The following is an 18676-nucleotide window of genomic DNA, read 5'->3' as shown; positions in this document are numbered from 1 at the left end:
CCTGCGGATCGACATCGCGTGCTTCATTCACGGGTAGGGCCTCAAGCCAGTGAGCGTACGTCGCGGTACAGCGCTTCGAGCGCGGGCACGCGGTGGTAGTCGTCCAACAGCGGCGCCACCGCCTTGCGGAAAGCGGGCAGGTCGCAGTCGTTCATGCGCACGCCGGCCTCGATCAGCGAGCGCCGCGCGACCGCCTCGGATTCGTCCCACAGGCGTCGCATCACCGCCACCGAGGCCCGGGCGATCTCCAGCAGCAAGCCGCGGTCGCGCAGAGCCAATGCGTCGTGACTGCGTTTCGACATCAGCAGCACGTCCGGCGCATAGGAATGCTCGCTCTGCGACCAATGCCGGGCGGCCTCGAACTGCCGGCTCGAATGAAAGCTGCGCAGGTTGTTCTCGGCGCCGTCGATCAAATGCGTCTGCAGGGCCGAGAACACTTCGCCGTAGGCCAGGGGCGTGGGGTTGCCGCCGAGCAGGCGGATCATGCGCATGAAGATGTCCGACGACGGCACCCGGAACTTGAGCCCGCGCATGTCGGCCGGCGTGCGGATCGGCTGGCGCACGTTGTAGAAGCAGCGCGCTCCGCAGTCGTACATCGCCAGGCCGACCAATTCGCGCGCAGCGAAGCCGCGCAGCACCTGCGCGCCGACCGCGCCGTCGAGCACCCGGCGCAGGTGCGCGACTGAGTCGAACACATAGGGCAGCGACAAGACCTGGGTGAGCGGAAAGGCGTTGTTGAGCGCGCCGCTGTAGACGCGGGTGATGTCGATCGCGCCGAAGCGTGCCATGTCGATCGCCTCGGACTCGCGGCCGAGCTGGCCGGAGTGGTACATGCGCAGGCGCAGACGTCCGCCGGTCGCCTCCTCGAGTTGGCGGCCGATCCAGTCGACCGCGGCGACGGTGGGATAGTCCTTGACGTGGACGTCGGTCGCGGTGAGCACGCGTCCGTCGTCGCCGCTGCCCCACGAGGTGGAAGCCGCGCTCGCCGACAGGCCGGCGGCGCCGAGGCCGAGCAGGAACTTGCGTCGCGTGGTCATGGCAGGCTCTCCATCGTCGCGGTGGCGGTGGCGGTCTCGCAGGCCAGGCGGCCCCAACGACCGAAATCCACGCAGGCGGACTGACCGGCGAGGATGTCGTGGATGCCGGTGGCTGCGCCAGTGGTGACGTGCATGCCAGCGCTGAGCGGATAACCGCGCCGCGCGCAACGCCCCAGGGCGAAGGCCAAAGCCGCCAACGGCCCACCGGGTATGGAAGCGGCGCCGCCGGTTCCGACCGAGCGCTCGTCGATGAAGCTTTCGCAGGTCAGTTCGCGATCGTCGAGGCGGCGCCAGTCGGCGATCGCCGGGCCGACAATCAGCCCGGCGTTGTTACCGAAATCCGACACCACCACCGCCGGGCCAAGTCGGTTGATGGACGCCAGGGGGCTGCCGGCCAGTTCGATGCCGATCGAAAGGGAAGCGACCAGTTCCGCGGCTTCGTCTTCGCTGTACTCGGTCTTGCCGACAGGAGCATCGCTGCCGAGGGTGAATACGTATTCGGCCTCGATCGCGGCGAAGCCATGTTCGATCACCGGGAAACGGCCTGTTTGTCCTGCCGGGACATTCTGCACCGCGCCAGCGAAGATCGGGCCGACCAGGCGGTCTTCGCCGAGCGTGGCCTGCCAGGCGTCCGGAATGCGCCCGACCTTCCAGCCCGCGACGGCTTGCCGCCATAGCGCGATGGCCTGGTCCTGGACCCGGTAGCCGGCGTCTAGAGTCTGCGGTTGCAGGCCTGGATAGGCCGCAAGCGCCTTCGCCTGCCAGCGGGCCCGCACCAGGCGGATCGCGATCGCCAGCTCGTCGCGCTGGTCATCGAACGGGTGTGTTGGCATGCCTGAACGGTCCCCCGGGGGCTCGATTGTGCGTCCGGGTGTTGTATAGGAAACCGGTGTCACTGACAATCCGGCGTATGCTCGGATCAGACCTGGGAGGGCGCGATGGGGAGTGGCGAGGTGGGGCAAGGCATCGACGGCAAGGCCGCGGGGATTGATCGAACCCGCCATCGCGACGGAGGCCGGCGCAGCAATCGGCAAAACGATCGGAGCAGGGCGGTGCGCAGTGTTCTGCTCGCGATGTTCGCCGCGATCGCCGGCATCGCGACGGCGCAGACATCGACGAATTCCGCCGCCGATTTCGCCGCCGACAGCGCGGCGCGGGCCCTGGCGTTCCCCGGCGCCATGGGGTGGGCGGCGCATACGCCGGCAGGGCGCGGCGGCAAGATCCTGAGGGTCACTACCCTGGCCGGCGAGGGCCCCGGTTCGTTCGCCGAAGCGGTGGCGACGCCGGGCCCGCGCATCGTCGTTTTCGAGGTCGCCGGCGTGATCGATCTGGCCCGCAAGGAACTGCGCATCAGCGAGCCTTATCTGACCATCGCCGGCCAGACCGCGCCGCAACCGGGCGTCACCTTCATCCGTGGCGGCCTGACCATCGCCACCCACGATGTGGTCGTGCGCCACATCCGGATACGGCCCGGCGAGGCCGGTCTGGAAAAACGCGCAGGCGTGGATTTCGACGCCATCAACACCGTGCGCGGCGCCCACGACGTGATCGTCGATCATTGCTCGCTGACCTGGGCCACCGACGAAAACCTGTCGGCCTCGAGCACGCGCTTCGCCGGCGAAACCGAGGCCGAGTGGATGCAGGCGGCCTCCAGGCGCATCACCTTCAGCAACAACCTGATCGCCGAGGGCCTGGCCAACGCCACCCACGGCAAGGGCGAGCATTCCAAAGGCACGCTGATCCACGACCACGTCAACGAGGTCCTGATCGCCGGCAACCTGTACGCGCACAACTACGAGCGCAATCCGCTGTTCAAGGGCGGGGCGCGCGGCCAGGTCCTCAACAACCTGATCTACGACCCGGGGCAGCGAGCGGCGCACTACAACCTGATCGCCGAGGAGTGGCTGGGCCACGCCTATTCCAGCGGCGAAATGGTGCTGCGCGGCAACGTGATGCGCGCCGGTCCATCGACCGAGGACGTCGCCTTGCTCATGGTCGGCGGCTCGGGCGCGCTGTCGTACTTCGCCGAGGACAATATCGCGGTCGACCGGCTCGGCCGGCCCTTGCCGCAAGTCGGGCGCTACACCACGACGCCGCTCGCAGTGAGCGAGATGAAACAGGCGCCGGCGCTGCCGTTCGGCGTGCGCCTGCTGCCGGCATCGAAGGTGCAGGACGCGGTCATCGCCGATGCCGGTGCGCGGCCCTGGGACCGCGACGACATCGATCGCCGCATCCTGGCCGACACCGTCGAAGGCCGCGGCAAGATCATCGACAGCGAGAACGAGGTCGGCGGCTATCCGAAGGTCGAGCCGACCCGGCAAGCCTTCGTCGCCGCGGACTGGGACCTGGCGACGATGGAGCCGTTGAAACCGCTGCCGCGTCGGGCGCCGCTGCGCTGAGGCGGCGATGCAGGATCCAGGGCGTCGCGACAGCTTGAAAGCGCTTGCAGGTGCCTTGGCCGGCGCTTGCTTGCCGTCCGCGGCGCTGGCAGCCGATAAAAGCGCGCCATCGGCGGCCGGGGCGGCTAGCTTTGCGCATCCGGGCACCGAGACCCCGGTCGCCACCACCCGCAGCGGTCGCGTGCGCGGTTATCGCGACCGCGGCGTGCTGGTGTTCAAGGGCATTCCCTACGGCGCCGACACCTCCACGCGCCGCTTCATGCCGGCGCTGCGCGAGCGGCCGTGGCAGGGCGTTCGCGATGCGCTCGCACACGGCGCGTCGGCGCCGCAACGCAAACCCGACGCCCGCATCAGCGAAGACTGCCTGTACGCGAACGTGTTCACCCCGGCATTGCGCGATGGCGTCGCGCGGCCGGTGTTGGTGTATCTGCACGGCGGCGGTTACGACAGCGGCTCCGGCAGCAGCCCGCTCTACGACGGCGTGCGTCTGTGCCGGCGCGGCGATGTCGTGGTGATCACCCTCAATCATCGGTTGAACGCCTTCGGCTATCTGTACCTGGCGCAGCTCGGCGGCGACGACTACGCCTGGTCCGGCAACGTCGGCCAACTCGACCTGATCCAGGCCCTGCACTGGGTGCGCGATCACGCGGCCGAGTTCGGCGGCGATGCCGGCAACGTGACCTTGTTCGGCCAGTCCGGCGGCGGCGCCAAGATCGCCAGCCTGATGGCGATGCCTGCGGCGCAGGGGCTGTTTCACCGCGCCCTGACCATGAGCGGGCAACAGGTCACCGCGGCCGGGCCGCGTGCCGCGACGCAGCGTGCGCTACGCCTGCTCGATGCGCTGAAGATCGCGCCGGAGGGCCTCTCGCGGCTGCGCTCACTGCCGATGCAGGCCCTGGTGGAGGTGACGTCGCTGCGCGATTTTTCGCGTATCGAGGACACTGCTCTGTATTTCGGGCCGGTGCTGGATGCGAAATCTCTGCACCGGCATCCGTTCTATCCCGACGCGCCCGCACAATCGGCCGCGATCCCGATGGTGATCGGCAACACCCGCGACGAAACCCGCGCCTTCCTCGCCGGCGATGCGGCCAACCTCGCCCTGGGCTGGGACGAACTGCCGGGCAAACTGCGCGAGCACCAGTACGTCGACCTGGACCCGGACACGGTGATCGCCGAGTACCGGCGCCTGTATCCCGGCTACACGCCGTCGCAGATCTTCTTCGCCGCGACCACCGCCGGCCGCTCCTGGCGCGCGGCGATCATCGAGGCCGAAGCCCGGGCGCGCCAGGGCGCACCGACCTGGGTCTATCAACTGGATTGGGGGTCGCCGCTCGATGGCGGGCGATGGGGCGCCATGCATACGCTCGACATCGCCCTGGTGTTCGACAATACCGGCCAAGCCGGCTCGCGCACCGGCGACGACGCGCAAGCTCGGGCGCTGGCGGCGCGCATGAGCGATGCCTTGATCGCCTTGGCGCGGCACGGCGACCCGAACCACGACGGCTTGCCGGCCTGGGCGCCGTACTCGTTGCAGCGGCGCGAAACCCTGTTGTTCGATGCGCAGCCGCGCCTGGTCGAGGATCCGCGCGCCGGCGAGCGCAAGCTGTATGAGCGTGTGCCGTTCGTGCAGCGCGGGACGTTCTAGCCTCGCAAAGCCGTGCCCGGTCGAGCCGCTGCGGCCCCGGTCGGAACCGGCCGCAGGCATCGTGCCGGCGGCTTGAGCGATGCGCTCAAGGGCAGGCCGAGCAGACGCAGGCCATCGGCGACTTCCGCGGCCATGCATCGTGCGCCCTGTGGCGAGAAATGCGTGTCGTCGCGCAAGCCTTCGGGGTAGTTGCCGTGTTCGCCCGCTTGCAGCCACAGGAACAAGGCCTTGGAGCCCGCATCGCCCCATGCGCCGAGCACGGCCTGACTGCGCCGCTCCATGTCGATCAGCGCCACCGCGCGTTCGGCGGCGACTTGCCGGACCAGGCCGGGATAGTCGCCATGGCTGTCGAGCACTGCACCGGCCCGGTCGAAGCGGCGCCGCGCCACCGGCGTCAGCAGGATCGCAGTGGCGCCGCGCTCGCGGACCTGATCGACGAAACCTTCGAGGTTGCGCCGGTAGTCGGGCGGCGGGGTGTAGCGGTCGGCCTTGTGCCTGGATTGGTCGTTGTGGCCGAACTGGATGAACACGTAATCGCCCGCGCCGACCTCGTCGAGCAGATCCTGCCAGCGTCCTTCCTCGATGAAGCTGCGCGTGCTGCGACCGTTCATGGCGCGATTGTCGAGCCTGATCCGGCCGGGCTGGAACTGCGCCTCGAACGCCTCGCCCCAACCGGTCTCGGGGCGTTTCTCGGCGCGCTTGATCGCCATCGTCGAATCGCCGGCCAGGAACACGGTCGGCACCGGATCGGCGCAGGCAGCCAGCGGCCACAAGGCCAGGCAGGCAATCAGCAGCAATGCACGCATCGACGCACCGATGAGAAGGTTAAGGGCAGGGACCTGCGCGGCCGTCGCAGCCGGTGCGACTCGTACGAGCGAGCCGCACCGGTTCGCGTCGCGAAGCGACGCCTTACAACTTGAAGCGCAGGCCGAGGAAGTACTGGCGCCCGGTGTGGTGATAGACCGAGACGCGATCGGCTAGGGAATCGACCCATTGATCGTTGTATTCGTCGGTCAGATTGAGGCCTTCCAAGGTCAGCTCCAGCTTGTCGTTGATCTTCCACGAGGCCGACATGTCGATGGTGGTCGTGCCCTTAGTGCCTTCGACGTCGGCGTTGTTACGGCCCGGCACCGTGGTCAGGTAGTCGTCGCGATAGGCCGCCGACACCCGTGCGCTGAAACGTTCGCCTTCGTAGTACAGGGTCGCGTTATAGGCGTTCTTGGACAGCCCGACCAGGTCGGTCTTGAGCGCCGAGGCGCCGGCGGCGGTGACGTACTGGATCTTCGAATCGACGTAGGTGTAGTTGAACTGCACGCCGAAATCGTTCCAGAAGCCCGGCAGGAAGCTGAAGGGCTGTTGATAGCTCAACTCGACGCCGCGCAGCTTGCCGCCCGGCGTGTTGACCGGGATGTTGAACTGGAATTCGTCGGTCGGCAGCGCGCCGGTCCCGGCCAACAATTCATTGGGCAGGCCGGAGGTGTTGTAGGGGCGGATCTCGCGCGAGGTCTGCACGAAGCTGTCGATGTTCTTGTAGAAGAACCCGAGGCCGAGCAAGGCCTCTTCGGCGAAATACCATTCCAGGCCCAGGTCGTAGGTCTTGGCGCGGAACGGGTCGAGCAGGGGGTTGCCGCCGGCGACGACGCGGTTGCCGCCGCTCACGCTTACCGTCACGCCCGGGGTCAGATTGGCCAGGCCCGGCCGCGACATCACCTTGGCGGCGCCGAAGCGGATCAGGAAGTCCGGGGTGATGTCGGCGACCAGGTTCAACGAGGGCAGGGTGTCGTTGTATTCGCGCTCGACCGTGGTCAATACCGGCGTGGTGCCGGCCAGGGCAAAACCGGTCGAAGACTGCTTGGTCTTGACGTGGCGCACGCCGAAGTTGCCGCTGATCGGGATCTCGCCCAGGTTCGTCGAGAAATCGGTCTGCAGGTAATAGCCCAGGTCCTTTTCCTCGACGCTGCGGTTGTTACCGCGGGCGCTGGCCACGTCGGGCGAAAGCGCGAAGGTGCCGGAGTTGCTGTAGATGTCGAACAGCCGGTCGAAGGCGCCGATGTCCGGGATCAGCCAGCGCGAATCGTTGGCGCCGCCGACGCTGGTGCCCTGCAGGGCGACCGAGCGGGTCAGGTCGGCCAGATTGGTGCCGGCCGGCAACGACGGCACGGCCAGCTCGGAAACACGACGCATCTCGCGGCTGTCGAACTGGTATTTCTTCGACTGGATGCCGCCCTTGAGCTTGAAGCCCGGGGCGAGGGTCCAGCGGAAATCCAGTTGCCGGTTATCGAAGGTGTTTTCCGAGGCCTGGGGGCGCAGGCGGATCTCGGACACGCCGTTGGCGAAGCTCCAGGCATTGGGGTCGTTGACGTCGAAGCCGTTGTCGATGATCGGCAGGCGACTGCTGTCGCGATAATCGTAGACATAGCCCTGCGCGTTACTGCGGTCGAGGGTGATCGTGGTCTGGATCGGGTTGTCGAATTCGGACTTGGCCCGGCCGATCTGGCCGCTCACTGCGAAGTCGTCGCTGAACTTGTGTTCGCCGTAGAAATTGGCCTGGCTGAACTTCGTGCTGAGCTCGTCGTAGCGCGCTTCCGAGCGCACGTCGACGTTGTTGAAGCGGCCGTAGACCAGGTTGCCGCGTTCGTCGACTTCGCCGTCGAGGACCACGGTCTGCGGCTTGCCGGTGCCGGTGCGGCTGAAAGAAATGCCGTTGAGGAAATTCTCGGTACGGGTCGCGTCGAACTTGGCGTACAGCAGGTCCAGGCCGAGCTCGGTCTTGTCGCTGAGCTTGAATTGCAGGGCGCTGGTGATGCCCAGGCGTTGTTGGTCGTGCTCCATCACCCCGTAACGCGGGATACGCGGATGGAACGTGCCTGGAAGGCGGGCAGCGGCGAACGGCGAACTCGCGGCGAAACCGCCGCTGCTCGGGCCGTTGTCCCAACGCACGGTGCTGTGGCCTTCCTCGACCAGGCGCCGGTCGGTGTAGGCCACCGAGAGCAGGGCGCCGAAGCGGCCATCGGCCCAGGTGTTGCTGATCAGCGCGGTGGCGCGGGGGTCGATGTCCTTGGACAGATCGTTGAAGCCCAGTTGGCCGCCGGCGACGAAGGTCAGGCCGTCGTAGTCGAAGGGCCGGGCGGTCTGCAGGTCCACGGTGGCGCCGAGCGAGCCTTCCTCGACGTCGGCCGAGGCGGTCTTGCGCACTTTCAGGCTGTTGAACAACTCCGAGGCGAAGACGTTGAAGTCGAAACCGCGGCCGCGATTGGCGCCGCCGGAACTGTCGGTGCCGCCGGCGGTGGTCAGCGCCTCCATGCCGTTGATGCGCACGCGAGTGAAATCCGGGCCCAAGCCGCGCACCGAGATCTGCCGGCCTTCGCCGGCATCGCGTGCGATCGAGACGCCGGGAATGCGCTGCAGCGACTCGGCCAGGTTGAGATCGGGAAAGTCGGCGATGTCCTCGGCGACGATGGCGTCGACCACTCCGACTTCCTCGCGCTTGATGTCCAGTGCCTGCTGCAGGCTGGCGCGAAAGCCGGTGACGACTACCGCATCGAGATTCTTGGCGTCTTCAAGCGGCGCTGATTTTGACTGAGCCGCCTCTGCCGGAACCGATTCTGCCGGAGCCGCTTCGGCACCGGCCTGGGCCGATTGCGCCGATTGCGCCGATTGTTGCGCATACCCTGTCGATGGCGACATCGACAGCCCCAGCGCGATGGCGGCGGCGAGCACGGTAACCGGTGTCTTTCTGGTCTCTAGTTGCACTTGCATTCCTCTCCCCTTCCGAAGGTGCCAGACCGCTCGGGAACCGGTCTTGACGGGCTTGCTGCGCCTGATATGGTGTCCCCTGAACAAAAATGACACCGCTGGTCAAAACCCTAACAAAAGCTTGACCGAACAGCATGCTGCGGTGCGCAAACGCTTATGGGAGGCCGGTCACGATCGGCCGGTGGATCATTCTGAAGGGGGTGGTATGAGCGGACGAGTCGTATGTTTCGGCGAGCTGTTGCTCAGGCTCGGCGCGCCCGGACGCCAGCGGCTGTTGCAGTCCCCGCAACTCGAGGTGCATGTCGGCGGCGCCGAGGCCAATGTCGCCGTATCCCTGGCCCGGTTCGGGCACGAAGCGGTGATGGTCAGCCTGGTGCCGGACAACCCGCTCGGCGACGCCGCACGCGGCGAACTGCGGCGACAGGGCGTCGACACCCGGGCGGTGCTGACCGGAGTCGGGCGGATGGGCCTGTATTTCCTCGAAACCGGGGCGATACAACGGCCCAGCCGGGTGCTTTACGACCGCGCCGGCTCGGCGTTCGCGATCGCGGGGACCGCGCCCTACGACTGGCCGGCCTTGCTCGCCGGCGCCTCCTGGCTGCATTTGTCCGGCGTCACGCCCGCACTCGGCGAACGCGGCGCGGAAGTCGCCATCGTCGCCGCGCGTGCCGCCCGCGATGCCGGCGTCCGGGTCTGCTTCGACGGCAATTTCCGCAGCTCGTTATGGCAGGAATCGAAGTGCAACCCCGCTCCGATCCTGCATACCTTGATGAGCCTGGCCGACCTGGCATTTGCCGATCACCGCGACATCGCGGTCGTGCTGGCAGCCAAGGCCAGCGGAGATTCCGGCGGCGACGACCCGGCCGCCGCCGCGCGGCTCGCGTTCGAGGCCTTCCCGAACCTGCAACGGCTGGCCTGCACCCGGCGCGAGCAACGCGACGTCGATCATCACCTGTTGTCGGCGTCGCTGTTCCATCGCGACGGCAGCGCTGTGCATACCGCGTCCCGGGAGCTGCATGGCATCGTCGATCGGATCGGTGCGGGCGATGCCTTCGCCGCCGGCTTCCTGCATGGCCTGTTGGACGGGATGAGCGACGAAGACGGCCTGAGCTTTGCCTTGGCCGCAGCGAGCCTGAAGCATTCCGCGCCCGGCGACTTCAACCTGGTCAGCGCCCAGGACGTGAACGACTTGATCGCCGGCGGCGGCTTCCACGTCCGTCGCTAGGATGGCCTGAGCACCGTCCTAGAGAGCAGTGCGGGGCCGCGCCTGCGAAACAGGAGTCGCCCGGTGCGTCCGGGCGACTTTTTTATCGGCTACCGCAGGGGCGGTCGGGCACGGCACCGAGGCGGCCGCCCGGACCAGTCGGCTCTAGCGGCACGGATCGGCGAGCGCACAGCGGCCACGAAGCGATGTGATGGTCGCCTCGGTGAGGTGCATCGACAGCGGCAGCGCAGCCAATGGGTCGGCCATGTCGTTTACCCCACAGGTAATGGCCAAGCCCTGCGCTCTGACTATCGTGGCCGCATGAACGCGATCCGACCCGTAGGCGAACTCATCCGCGACTGGCGCCAGCGCCGTGGTCTCAGCCAGTCGAACCTGGCCGAGCTTGCGAATACCTCTGCGCGCCATATGAGCTTCATCGAGACCGGTCGCTCGCAGCCGAGCCGGACCATGTTGATGCGCCTGGCCGACCGCCTCGACGTGCCGCCGCGCGAACGCAATCTGCTGATGCGGGCTGGCGGGTGGTCGGCGATCTATTCCGAGGGCCGCATCCAGGACGACCCGGCACTCGAACCGGCGCGCGAGGCCGTGGAGCTGGTATTGCGCGGCCACGAGCCGTACCCGGCGATCGCCGTCGACCGCTACTGGAACTTGTTGGCGCGTAATCACGCGCTGAGTGTTTTGCACGACGGCGGCATCGCCCCGTTCCTGTTGCAGGCACCGCTCAACGTGCTGCGTCTGAGCCTGCACCCACAAGGCTTGGCACCGCGGATTCTCAATCTGGGGTCATGGCGTGCGCATCTGCTGCATCGCCTGCGCCGGCAGGCCGAAGCCACCGCCGACCCAATGCTTCGAGCCTTGCATCGAGAGCTCAGCGATTACCCCGGACCGGCGGCAGAGGCGCTCGCATCGGCCGCGCACGGCTTCGTCGTCCCCCTGCGATTGCGCGCATCCTGCGGCGTGTTGTCCTTCATCAGCACCACCACGATGTTCAAGAACCCGCTGGACCTGAGCCTGTGCGAACTGGCCGTCGAGACCTTCTTGCCGGCCGACCCGGCGACGGAGCAGTGGCTGCGAACTAGCCTGCAATCCAGGCAGGGACTACAGGCCGGCTCGGAGTCGGAGCCGCAGCCTTAGTCCGTTGTGGGGCAGGGCGGCGCTGGCCCATGCGTGGTCTGCTCCGGTGCGCAGGCGCAAAATAATTCCTCTCCGCCGCAGCGGCGGACCGACATCCCGATGGGCGAGGCGAAATGGCGAAGCGGTTGCGGTCGATCTTGTGGGGGCTGGCAGCGCTGTTCGCCTTGCTCCCGTTCGCGGCGTGGTGGCTGGTGCGCGGCAGCCTGCCGACCCTGGACGGGCGGTTGGACCTGGCCGGGCTTTCCGCCGCAGTCGAAGTAGAGCGCGATCGCGATGGCGTGGTCACCATCGATGCCTCCAACCAGTCCGACGCCGCGCGTGCCTTGGGCTACGTCCATGCCCAGGAGCGCTATTTCGAAATGGATCTGATGCGGCGCACCGCCGCCGGCGAATTGGCGGAGCTGCTCGGCCCCTCCATGCTCAAGGCCGACCGCAAACATCGGATCCATCGTTTCCGCCATCGCGCCAGGCTCCACTCCGAGGCCTTCGCCGGCGGTCACGCGGAGACCTTGCGTGCCTACACCGAGGGCGTGAATGCCGGCCTGGCACATCTGAAGGTGCGGCCGTGGCCCTATCTGCTGCTGGGCCAAGCGCCGCAGCCGTGGCAAGCCGAGGACTCGGCGCTGGCGGGATACGCGATGTACGTCAACCTGCAGGATGCGTCGAACGGGCGCGAAGCTGCGTTGCGTTCCATGCGGCCGCACCTGCCTGCGGCGGTGTTCGATCTGCTGATGCGCGACGGAACCCGCTGGGATGCACCGATGCAAGGACAAGCCCGCGGCGACGCCGTGTTGCCGGATGCGGATGCCGTGGATCTGCGCAAACTGCCCGGCCCGGTTCGGCCGCGCCCGGCCCCAATCGACAGCAGCGGCACGCCGGGCAGCAACAACTTCGCCGTCGCCGGGGCGCTGACGAGCGATGGCCGCGCGATCCTGGCCGACGACATGCACTCCAGGCTGAGCGTTCCGAACGTGTGGTTCCGGGCGCGGCTGCGTTACGGTCACGAAACCGGGCGGGTGGACGTTTCCGGGTTCACCCTGCCGGGCTTGCCGGTGGTCATCGCAGGCAGCAACGGCAAGGTCGCCTGGGGGTTCACCAACGGCTATGCGGACACGCTCGATTGGGATCCGCATTGCGGGGGCAAGGAGGCGAGCAGCTGCGCCGCGTTGCTGCAACGCAAACCCGCGGTGGAAATCATCCGGGTCAAGGGGCGCGACCCGGTCGTGCTGCGGGTGCTCGATGACGAACGCGGCCCCTTGATCGACGATGCGGTCGGCCAGCCACCGATGCAACTGCATTGGACGGCCTATCGCCCCGAAGGCCTCAACCTCGATCTGGCGACACTTCACCACGCCCGCGACGTGCGCGAGGCATTGTCCCAGGCCCGCACGGTGGGCCTGCCCACGGCCAATCTGATGCTGGCCGATCGCCGCGGCCGGATTGCCTGGACCCTGATCGGCCCGACGATATCCGCGCATGACTCCAGCGATTGCCGATGGCCCGGCACCGAGCGAGCGTCGAGCGAGCGAGCGGCGACAAAGGCCGGCCCGGACAGTTCGATGCAGAGAAATTGCCCGGACGCCTCGGCCGAATACGCTGCGCCGCCTTCCATCCCGCCCTTCATCCCGCCCTTCATCATCGACCCGCCGGACCATCGCCTGTGGACCGCGAACAACCGCACCCTGGATGCCGCGTCGCTGAACCGGATAGGCGATGGCGGCTATTCGCACGGCGCACGAGCCGGGCAGATACGCGATGCCTTGCAGCAGCGGCGAACTTTCGCCGAGCCCGATCTCCTGGCGGTCCAGCTCGACGACCGGGCGTTGATGCTGACGCCATGGTGGGAGTTGATGCAGGCCCAGGCGCGTCGTGGCCGCAGCGATTCCGCATTGGCTGCAATGGCCCAGGCGGCCGCTCGCTGGGAGGGACGCGCGAGCGCCGACTCGGTGAGTTACCGCTTGGTACGCGCATGGCGGCTGGCGGTGCATGCGCGCATCCTCGATGGCCTGACGGCACCGGCCCAGGCGAGGATGAAGCACCGTTTCGTCATGCCGCAGTTGCCGCAGTTCGAAGGCGTGGCCTGGCCCCTGGCCACGGCCCAGCCGAAGCATCTGTTGTCGAGGCGCTATCCGTCCTGGGAGGCGCTATTCGAGGATGCGGCGCAGGAAGTACGGCAGGAGTTGTCCGGCCAGGGAGCGCTGGCGCAGCGCACCTGGGGCGAGCGGAATACCGCGGCGATATGTCACCCCTTGGCTTCGGCCGTACCGCTGCTGGGCAAGCGCCTGCTGTGCATGCCACGCGATCCGCTGCCGGGCGACAGCGGCATGCCGCGCGTGCAGGGCCCGGCCTTCGGCGCCACCGAACGCATGGTGGTCTCGCCCGGGCACGAAGACTCGGGTATCGCCCACATGCCGGGAGGGCAGAGCGGGCACGTGTTCTCGCCGTTCTGGGGGCGCGGGCACGACGATTGGGTGCAGGGGCGGCGCTCGCCGTTCCTGCCTGGCCCTGCGGTCTACTCGCTGGTGCTGACGCCCGAACGCAAACTTTGAAGATCCGCCGTCCAGCCTGGGCCGTCGCAACGGCCCGGGCATCGGCTGGCCGATGACCCGGCATATCGAGGGCATGTCGAATCGCCGATTCCTCGTTCGTCTAATCCATAGATCGGTCGTTTTGGATGGCCGACGACGGCGCTGCCGATCCAGTCCCCGATGAACCGGCACATCCACCCAATACTTTCACCGAACCAATAAAGGAGCCCCTATGTCCCTGTCTCATTCCGGTTGTCGATCGCTGGCCGCGGCCGTGTTGACCGGCTTGGCGCTGTTCGCCGCGCCCACCGTCACCGCACTCGCGGCGGAACCGTCGCAAGTAGCAGCGCCCGCCAAACGTGCCGCCATCGTCAAACGCGACGACCTGGCCATTCACTACGACATCGTCGGCGACTTGAAATCGGCCAAGGCCCCGCTGCTGGTCCTGCACGGTGCCTATATGTCGGCCGATACCATGGCCGCCATCGTCGATCGTTTCGCCCGCACCCGTCCGGTGATCGTTCTGGATCAACGCGGCCACGGCCGCACCGGCGATGGCCCAGGCCCGATCACCTATGAAGCCTTGGCCGACGATGCCGCGGCCGTGCTCGACGCAGCGGGGGTGAAGCAAGCCGACGTCTTCGGTTACTCGATGGGAGGCGGCGCCGCCATCCAGCTCGCCATCCGTCATCCGGCCAAGGTCGCGAAACTGGTCTCGGCCTCGGCGGGCACCCGCCTGGACGCGGCCTACAAGGAAGTGTTGGCGGGCATCGGACATATCACCCCTGCGGTGTTCGACAACACGCCGATCAGGAAGGAATACGACCGGCTCGCGCCCAGGCGAGAGGATTTCCCGGTGCTGGTCGAAAAACTGAAAGTGCTCGATGCCACGCCCTTCGACTGGGGCAGCGGCATGAAGGCGCTGAAGCACAAGACCATGATCGTCATGGGCGACTACGACATCATGGGCCCGGAACACGGCGTGGAGATGTTCCGCATGCGCGGCGGCGGCGCCCCCGCGCTAGCGGCGCAAGGCTTTTTGTCGGCCCCGCCGCCGGCCCGCCTGCTGGTCCTGCCAGGCACCTCCCATATCGGCATCATGGCCGAAGCCGAGACCGTCGTGGCCGCGACCGTGCCGTTCCTCGACGATGCGACGCCGCCGATGCCGGCGGGGTTCTTCTGAGGGCGGATTTTTCATAGATGCGACGCGGTACGGGTCGCGGCTCACGCCGCTCCTACGCAGAAACCGGCCATGCGCCGCGAGACCGCTGCAACGCGGTCGCGACTCGCGTCGCTCCTACCCTTTGAGTCGTCGTGGCTGCAGGATTGCTGTTTCTGTTTCTGTTTCTGTTGCTGTGCGTCGTGAAACACTCGCGAAGGCAACAGAAGACCCGGAGGGCGGCCTGCAGGGATGCAGGCCGTTTTTCATCGGGACAGGGATGTCCCGTATGTAGAGCCCTGCGACGGCATCGGACGCGCGGGCCTGTGATTCAAAACAAAGCATTTTTCTTTGGTTACCTTTGACCGAAGGGAATCCAGACGGACTTTTGTTGCTTTAGACAAAAGAAAGTAACCCGCCGCTTTAGTGGCGGAAGCTTTTGGCGTTTGATCTAGATCTTTATCTTGCGGCAACGAGACGCCGCGAGACCGTTACAGCGCGGTCGCGGCTCACACCGCTCCTACATTGGAATGGCCGCCGCCTCCTAAGGCGAAGTAACCCTCGCCATCGCGCCGGCCATAAGCCGACGCGACAGCCGTAGCCGTGGTCAGTGCCTCACAACGCCGCAGGCTGCTGCTGCGTCACGCAATGCACCATGCCGCCATTGCGATACAGGTTGCGCACATCGATCCCGACGACGCTGCGGCCCGGATAGAGCCGTTGCAGGATCGACTTCGCCACGGCGTCGTTCGGGTCCTTGTACTCCGGCACCAGCACCACGGTGTTGCCGACGTAGTAGTTCACGTACGAGCCTCGGTAGCCAAGCTTGTAGCCATAGCTGGTGACGACATCGCGCGCGGTCAGCGGCAGCTGCACGAAATCGTAGGGCGCGCCGTCGATATCGGTGGCCCTATAAAGGCGGTCGATGTCGCCCGCCGGCAGGCCCCAATGACTCAAGTCGCTGCGGCTCATGGTGACGATGGCATGCGGCGTGCCGAAACGGGCGAAGCCGTCGATGTGCATGTCGGTGATGTCGTCCTTGCCGCCGGGCGCGCCGTCCAACCAGATGAACTTGTCGACCCCAAGCTGGTCGGCGAGCACGGCCTCCAGCTCCGCCTCGGTGATGTCCGGGTTGCGGTTCGGTTCCAGGATCGAACTGCGGGTCGCCATCAGCACGCCGCGCCCGTCGGTCTCGATCGAACCGCCTTCCAGAACCACGTCGTTGAGATCGACCCGCGCCATGCCCAACTGCCCGGCCACGGTGACCGGAACGGCGTCGTCCTTACGGTAAGCCGCATCGAAGCCCCAACCGTTGAAGCCCCAGTCGGTGATCTTGAGTCGGTCGTTCGCGTCGTAGACGAAGATCGGGCCGTTGTCGCGCACCCACACGTCGTCGGTCTGGCGGATCAGGAAGCTCACCTTCGCCAGGGACACCCCGGCGGCCGCCAACTTGTTGCGAACGCGCGTCTGTTCGCCGGCGTCGTAGACGATGATGTGCACGTTCTCGCTGCGCACCAGCGCCTGGGTCATGGCGATCCAGGTCGGCTCGATCCGGTCGCGATAGGTCCGGCCATAGGTATAGGCATGCGGCCACTGCAGCCAGGTGCCTTCATGACGCGCCGTCTCGTCCGGCATGTAGCCCGACGCCGTACGGGCGTGGGCGGCGCCGGCAGTCGCCAGGGCGACGGCCAGCAGGGCGCCGGCCATGAGCTTGTGCCAGCCCGGGACGGGCAGGGCGGATGGGTTCGAAAACCGCGGATCGGCTTGCATTGCGATGGTCTCCAGGCCCCGGGCGGGGCGTCTGGAGCGGCAATCTACGGGGCGAACCTGACATCCAGCTGATACCAGGTCAAAGCTGGAGAATCGCCCGGGCGCCTCCGCCGGCGCGGTTCTCCAGGCGCAGCCGGCCGCCATGCAGTTGTGCGATGTGCTGCACGATGGACAGGCCCAGCCCGGAGCCCGGGCTGGCGGCACGGGCCACGAACGGCTCGGTGAGCCGCTGCATCAGCTCGGCGGGGAAACCGCTGCCGCGGTCTTCGACGACGACGGTCCGGCCGCGAACAGTCACCGCGACCGGCTCGCGCGTGCCGTCGGCCGGTGCATGCGCCAATGCGTTCTCGACCAGATTGCGTACCGCGATCTGCACCAGCCGCGGGTCGGCCCGGATCACCGACTCGCAGGCATCCAGCGACACCGAACCGTCCTCGGGCAGGACCGCCTCGACCAGCAGATCGAGACGCACCTGTTCGTTCGCGAGTTGGGCGTTCGCCGAATCGAGTCGCGCCAGCAACAGCAGTTTGTCGACCAGGCCCGCGGTCTGCGCGGCGATCCGATTGACGCGGCCGAGCGTCTGCGCCGGAGGCGCCTCGCCGGCGTCGGCCGATTCGCAAAGCGCCAGCAGGCCGGCCACCGGCGTGCGCAACTCGTGCGCCGCCGCGGCGATGAAGCGCTCCTGTATTTCGAACGATTGCACGACCGGCCGCAGCGAACGGCGGGCCAGGGCGTTGCCGACCAGCACGCCGACCGCGGCGAGCACGGCGACGGCCAGCAAGGTCCAGCGCACGAAGGCGGCCTGTGCGGCATCGCGTGCGCCCGGATCGGCCAGCACCAGGATCGCTGCGATGGGCCGGTCGGCATGGTCGTAGGTGAGCTTGGCCTGCAATCGATAAGACCTGCCGCGCCGATCCCGCCCGTCCTCGGCGAAATCGCCGCGGCGCAGGACCGACGCGGCCAGGGCGGCGGGCGAAGCCGGATCGAAACGGGGCTGCCCAGGCTGCAGCAGTATCCGGTCCGGCGGTCCGGGAGCGATGACCCAGACGTCGCTGCCGGCATCCAGCACGCCGGGCTCTTTGCGCAACACTTCATCGTGGAAGGCGCCGCGCTCGTCGAACCAGGTGAGTCCGTATATCGCCGTGGCGCGAAGCTGCATCCGCGACTCGAAATCGAGTTGACTGAGACGCGCATGCACGCTGATGGCCACGATGCATAGCGTCGCCACGCACAGCAGCCAGGCCAGGGTCCAGCCTGCGGTCAAACGCAGGTGGAGGCTGCGCAGCACTTGCTCACGGCTTCGTTGCGGCATCCGGCTCTTCCAGCAGATAGCCGGCGCCGCGGATCGTGCGCAGCAGCGCAGGAGCGCCGAGCTTGCGGCGCAGCGCCGCGACGATCACTTCCTCGGCGTTCGAGGCAGGCTCCTGGCTTTCGCCCCAGCACGCGGCGATGATGTCGCTGCGCGAGACCACGCGGCCGGCACGCTCGGCCAGCAACTGCAGCAAGGCGAACTCTTTCGGGCGCAGCGGCAACAGCACCCCGCGGCGCCTGACCTCACGACGGCCGAGGTCGACCTCCAGATCCGACACGCGCACTATGCTGGGGCGGATTTCGCCGCTGCGGCGGGCGATGGCCGATATGCGCGCCATCAGCTCGTCCATCGAAAAGGGTTTCACCAGATAGTCGTCGGCGCCGTTCGCGAAACCCTCGATACGGTCTTCGACCCGGTCGCAGGCAGTGAGAAACAAGGCCGGCGTCGACACGCCGCGTTCGCGCCACTGCCGCAGCAGCGACAGGCCATCGCCATCCGGCAGCAGTCGGTCGAGCACGAAGGCATCGTAGGCATACGAGCGCACGAACGATTCCGCCGTACCGCGATCGGGCGCCTCGTCGACCGCATGCCCGTGCGAGCGCAGGCGTCCGGCAACGGCCCGGCGCAAATCGGCTTGATCTTCGAGGACGAGCAGGCGCATGGCGTTAGGCTACTACAGGCCGTCGGCGCGGATCGTGGGGCAGCACCGGC

General features: G+C 67.4%; 13 protein-coding genes. 6 read left to right on the top strand and 7 right to left on the bottom strand.

The annotated features are described in order from the left end of the window. Window positions 1–41: 41 nt before the first annotated feature. Together LC490_RS23485 and LC490_RS23480 are read right to left on the bottom strand one after the other, a co-directional pair. Window positions 42–1037 carry a TRAP transporter substrate-binding protein gene (locus LC490_RS23485; protein ID WP_223621809.1) on the bottom strand — a complete coding sequence of 332 codons (996 nt, stop codon included), beginning with the start codon at window positions 1035–1037 and terminating at the stop codon, window positions 42–44. Then, window positions 1034–1870, bottom strand: coding sequence for a 2-keto-4-pentenoate hydratase (locus tag LC490_RS23480; RefSeq protein ID WP_223621808.1), 837 nt, complete (start codon window positions 1868–1870; stop codon window positions 1034–1036). The genes LC490_RS23485 and LC490_RS23480 overlap by 4 nt, the downstream gene beginning before the upstream one ends. Before the next feature lie 219 nt (window positions 1871–2089). On the opposite strand from LC490_RS23480, the gene LC490_RS23475 reads away from it, so the two are divergent. Together LC490_RS23475 and LC490_RS23470 are read left to right on the top strand one after the other, a co-directional pair. Further along, window positions 2090–3436, top strand: a complete 1347-nt coding sequence (locus tag LC490_RS23475; RefSeq protein WP_223621807.1) for a hypothetical protein — start codon at window positions 2090–2092, stop codon at window positions 3434–3436. 7 nt (window positions 3437–3443) lie between these two features. Then, a complete protein-coding gene (locus LC490_RS23470; RefSeq protein WP_223621806.1) occupies window positions 3444–5081 on the top strand; it encodes a carboxylesterase family protein in 1638 nt (545 codons plus the stop codon). Here the strand turns inward: LC490_RS23470 and LC490_RS23465 are convergent. Beyond that, window positions 5078–5887, bottom strand: coding sequence for a rhamnogalacturonan acetylesterase (locus LC490_RS23465; protein ID WP_223621805.1), 810 nt, complete (start codon window positions 5885–5887; stop codon window positions 5078–5080). The genes LC490_RS23470 and LC490_RS23465 overlap by 4 nt on opposite strands. Before the next feature lie 103 nt (window positions 5888–5990). Continuing rightward, the gene (locus LC490_RS23460; protein ID WP_223621804.1) at window positions 5991–8840 is read right to left on the bottom strand and encodes a TonB-dependent receptor; all 2850 of its coding nucleotides are present in this window, start codon (window positions 8838–8840) and stop codon (window positions 5991–5993) included. Window positions 8841–9042: 202 nt separating this feature from the next. On the opposite strand from LC490_RS23460, the gene LC490_RS23455 reads away from it, so the two are divergent. The 4 genes from LC490_RS23455 to LC490_RS23440 all read left to right on the top strand — a co-directional run bounded on the left by LC490_RS23455 (window position 9043) and on the right by LC490_RS23440 (window position 14907). Continuing rightward, a complete protein-coding gene (locus LC490_RS23455; RefSeq protein ID WP_223621803.1) occupies window positions 9043–10062 on the top strand; it encodes a sugar kinase in 1020 nt (339 codons plus the stop codon). A 63-nt stretch (window positions 10063–10125) separates the two neighbouring features. Next, window positions 10126–11196, top strand: a complete 1071-nt coding sequence (locus LC490_RS23450; RefSeq protein ID WP_223621802.1) for a helix-turn-helix transcriptional regulator — start codon at window positions 10126–10128, stop codon at window positions 11194–11196. A 125-nt stretch (window positions 11197–11321) separates the two neighbouring features. Further along, window positions 11322–13745, top strand: coding sequence for a penicillin acylase family protein (locus LC490_RS23445; RefSeq protein ID WP_223621801.1), 2424 nt, complete (start codon window positions 11322–11324; stop codon window positions 13743–13745). A gap of 211 nt (window positions 13746–13956) precedes the next feature. Continuing rightward, the gene (locus LC490_RS23440) at window positions 13957–14907 is read left to right on the top strand and encodes an alpha/beta hydrolase (protein WP_223621800.1); all 951 of its coding nucleotides are present in this window, start codon (window positions 13957–13959) and stop codon (window positions 14905–14907) included. A gap of 591 nt (window positions 14908–15498) precedes the next feature. Here LC490_RS23440 and LC490_RS23435 read toward each other — a convergent pair. The 3 genes from LC490_RS23435 to LC490_RS23425 all read right to left on the bottom strand — a co-directional run bounded on the left by LC490_RS23435 (window position 15499) and on the right by LC490_RS23425 (window position 18626). After that, a complete protein-coding gene (locus LC490_RS23435; RefSeq protein ID WP_223621799.1) occupies window positions 15499–16590 on the bottom strand; it encodes an agmatine deiminase family protein in 1092 nt (363 codons plus the stop codon). A gap of 142 nt (window positions 16591–16732) precedes the next feature. Continuing rightward, a complete protein-coding gene (locus tag LC490_RS23430) occupies window positions 16733–17965 on the bottom strand; it encodes a HAMP domain-containing sensor histidine kinase (protein ID WP_223621798.1) in 1233 nt (410 codons plus the stop codon). Next, the gene (locus tag LC490_RS23425; RefSeq protein ID WP_031370134.1) at window positions 17946–18626 is read right to left on the bottom strand and encodes a response regulator transcription factor; all 681 of its coding nucleotides are present in this window, start codon (window positions 18624–18626) and stop codon (window positions 17946–17948) included. The genes LC490_RS23430 and LC490_RS23425 overlap by 20 nt, the downstream gene beginning before the upstream one ends. Window positions 18627–18676: the final 50 nt, after the last annotated feature.

It is taken from the genome of Lysobacter sp. ESA13C (genome assembly GCF_019970005.1).
In the GTDB taxonomy this organism is placed as follows: Bacteria; Pseudomonadota; Gammaproteobacteria; order Xanthomonadales; family Xanthomonadaceae; genus Lysobacter; species Lysobacter antibioticus_B.
Note: the sequence above shows the minus strand (reverse complement) of the source record. Positions and strands in the feature narration are given on the sequence as shown.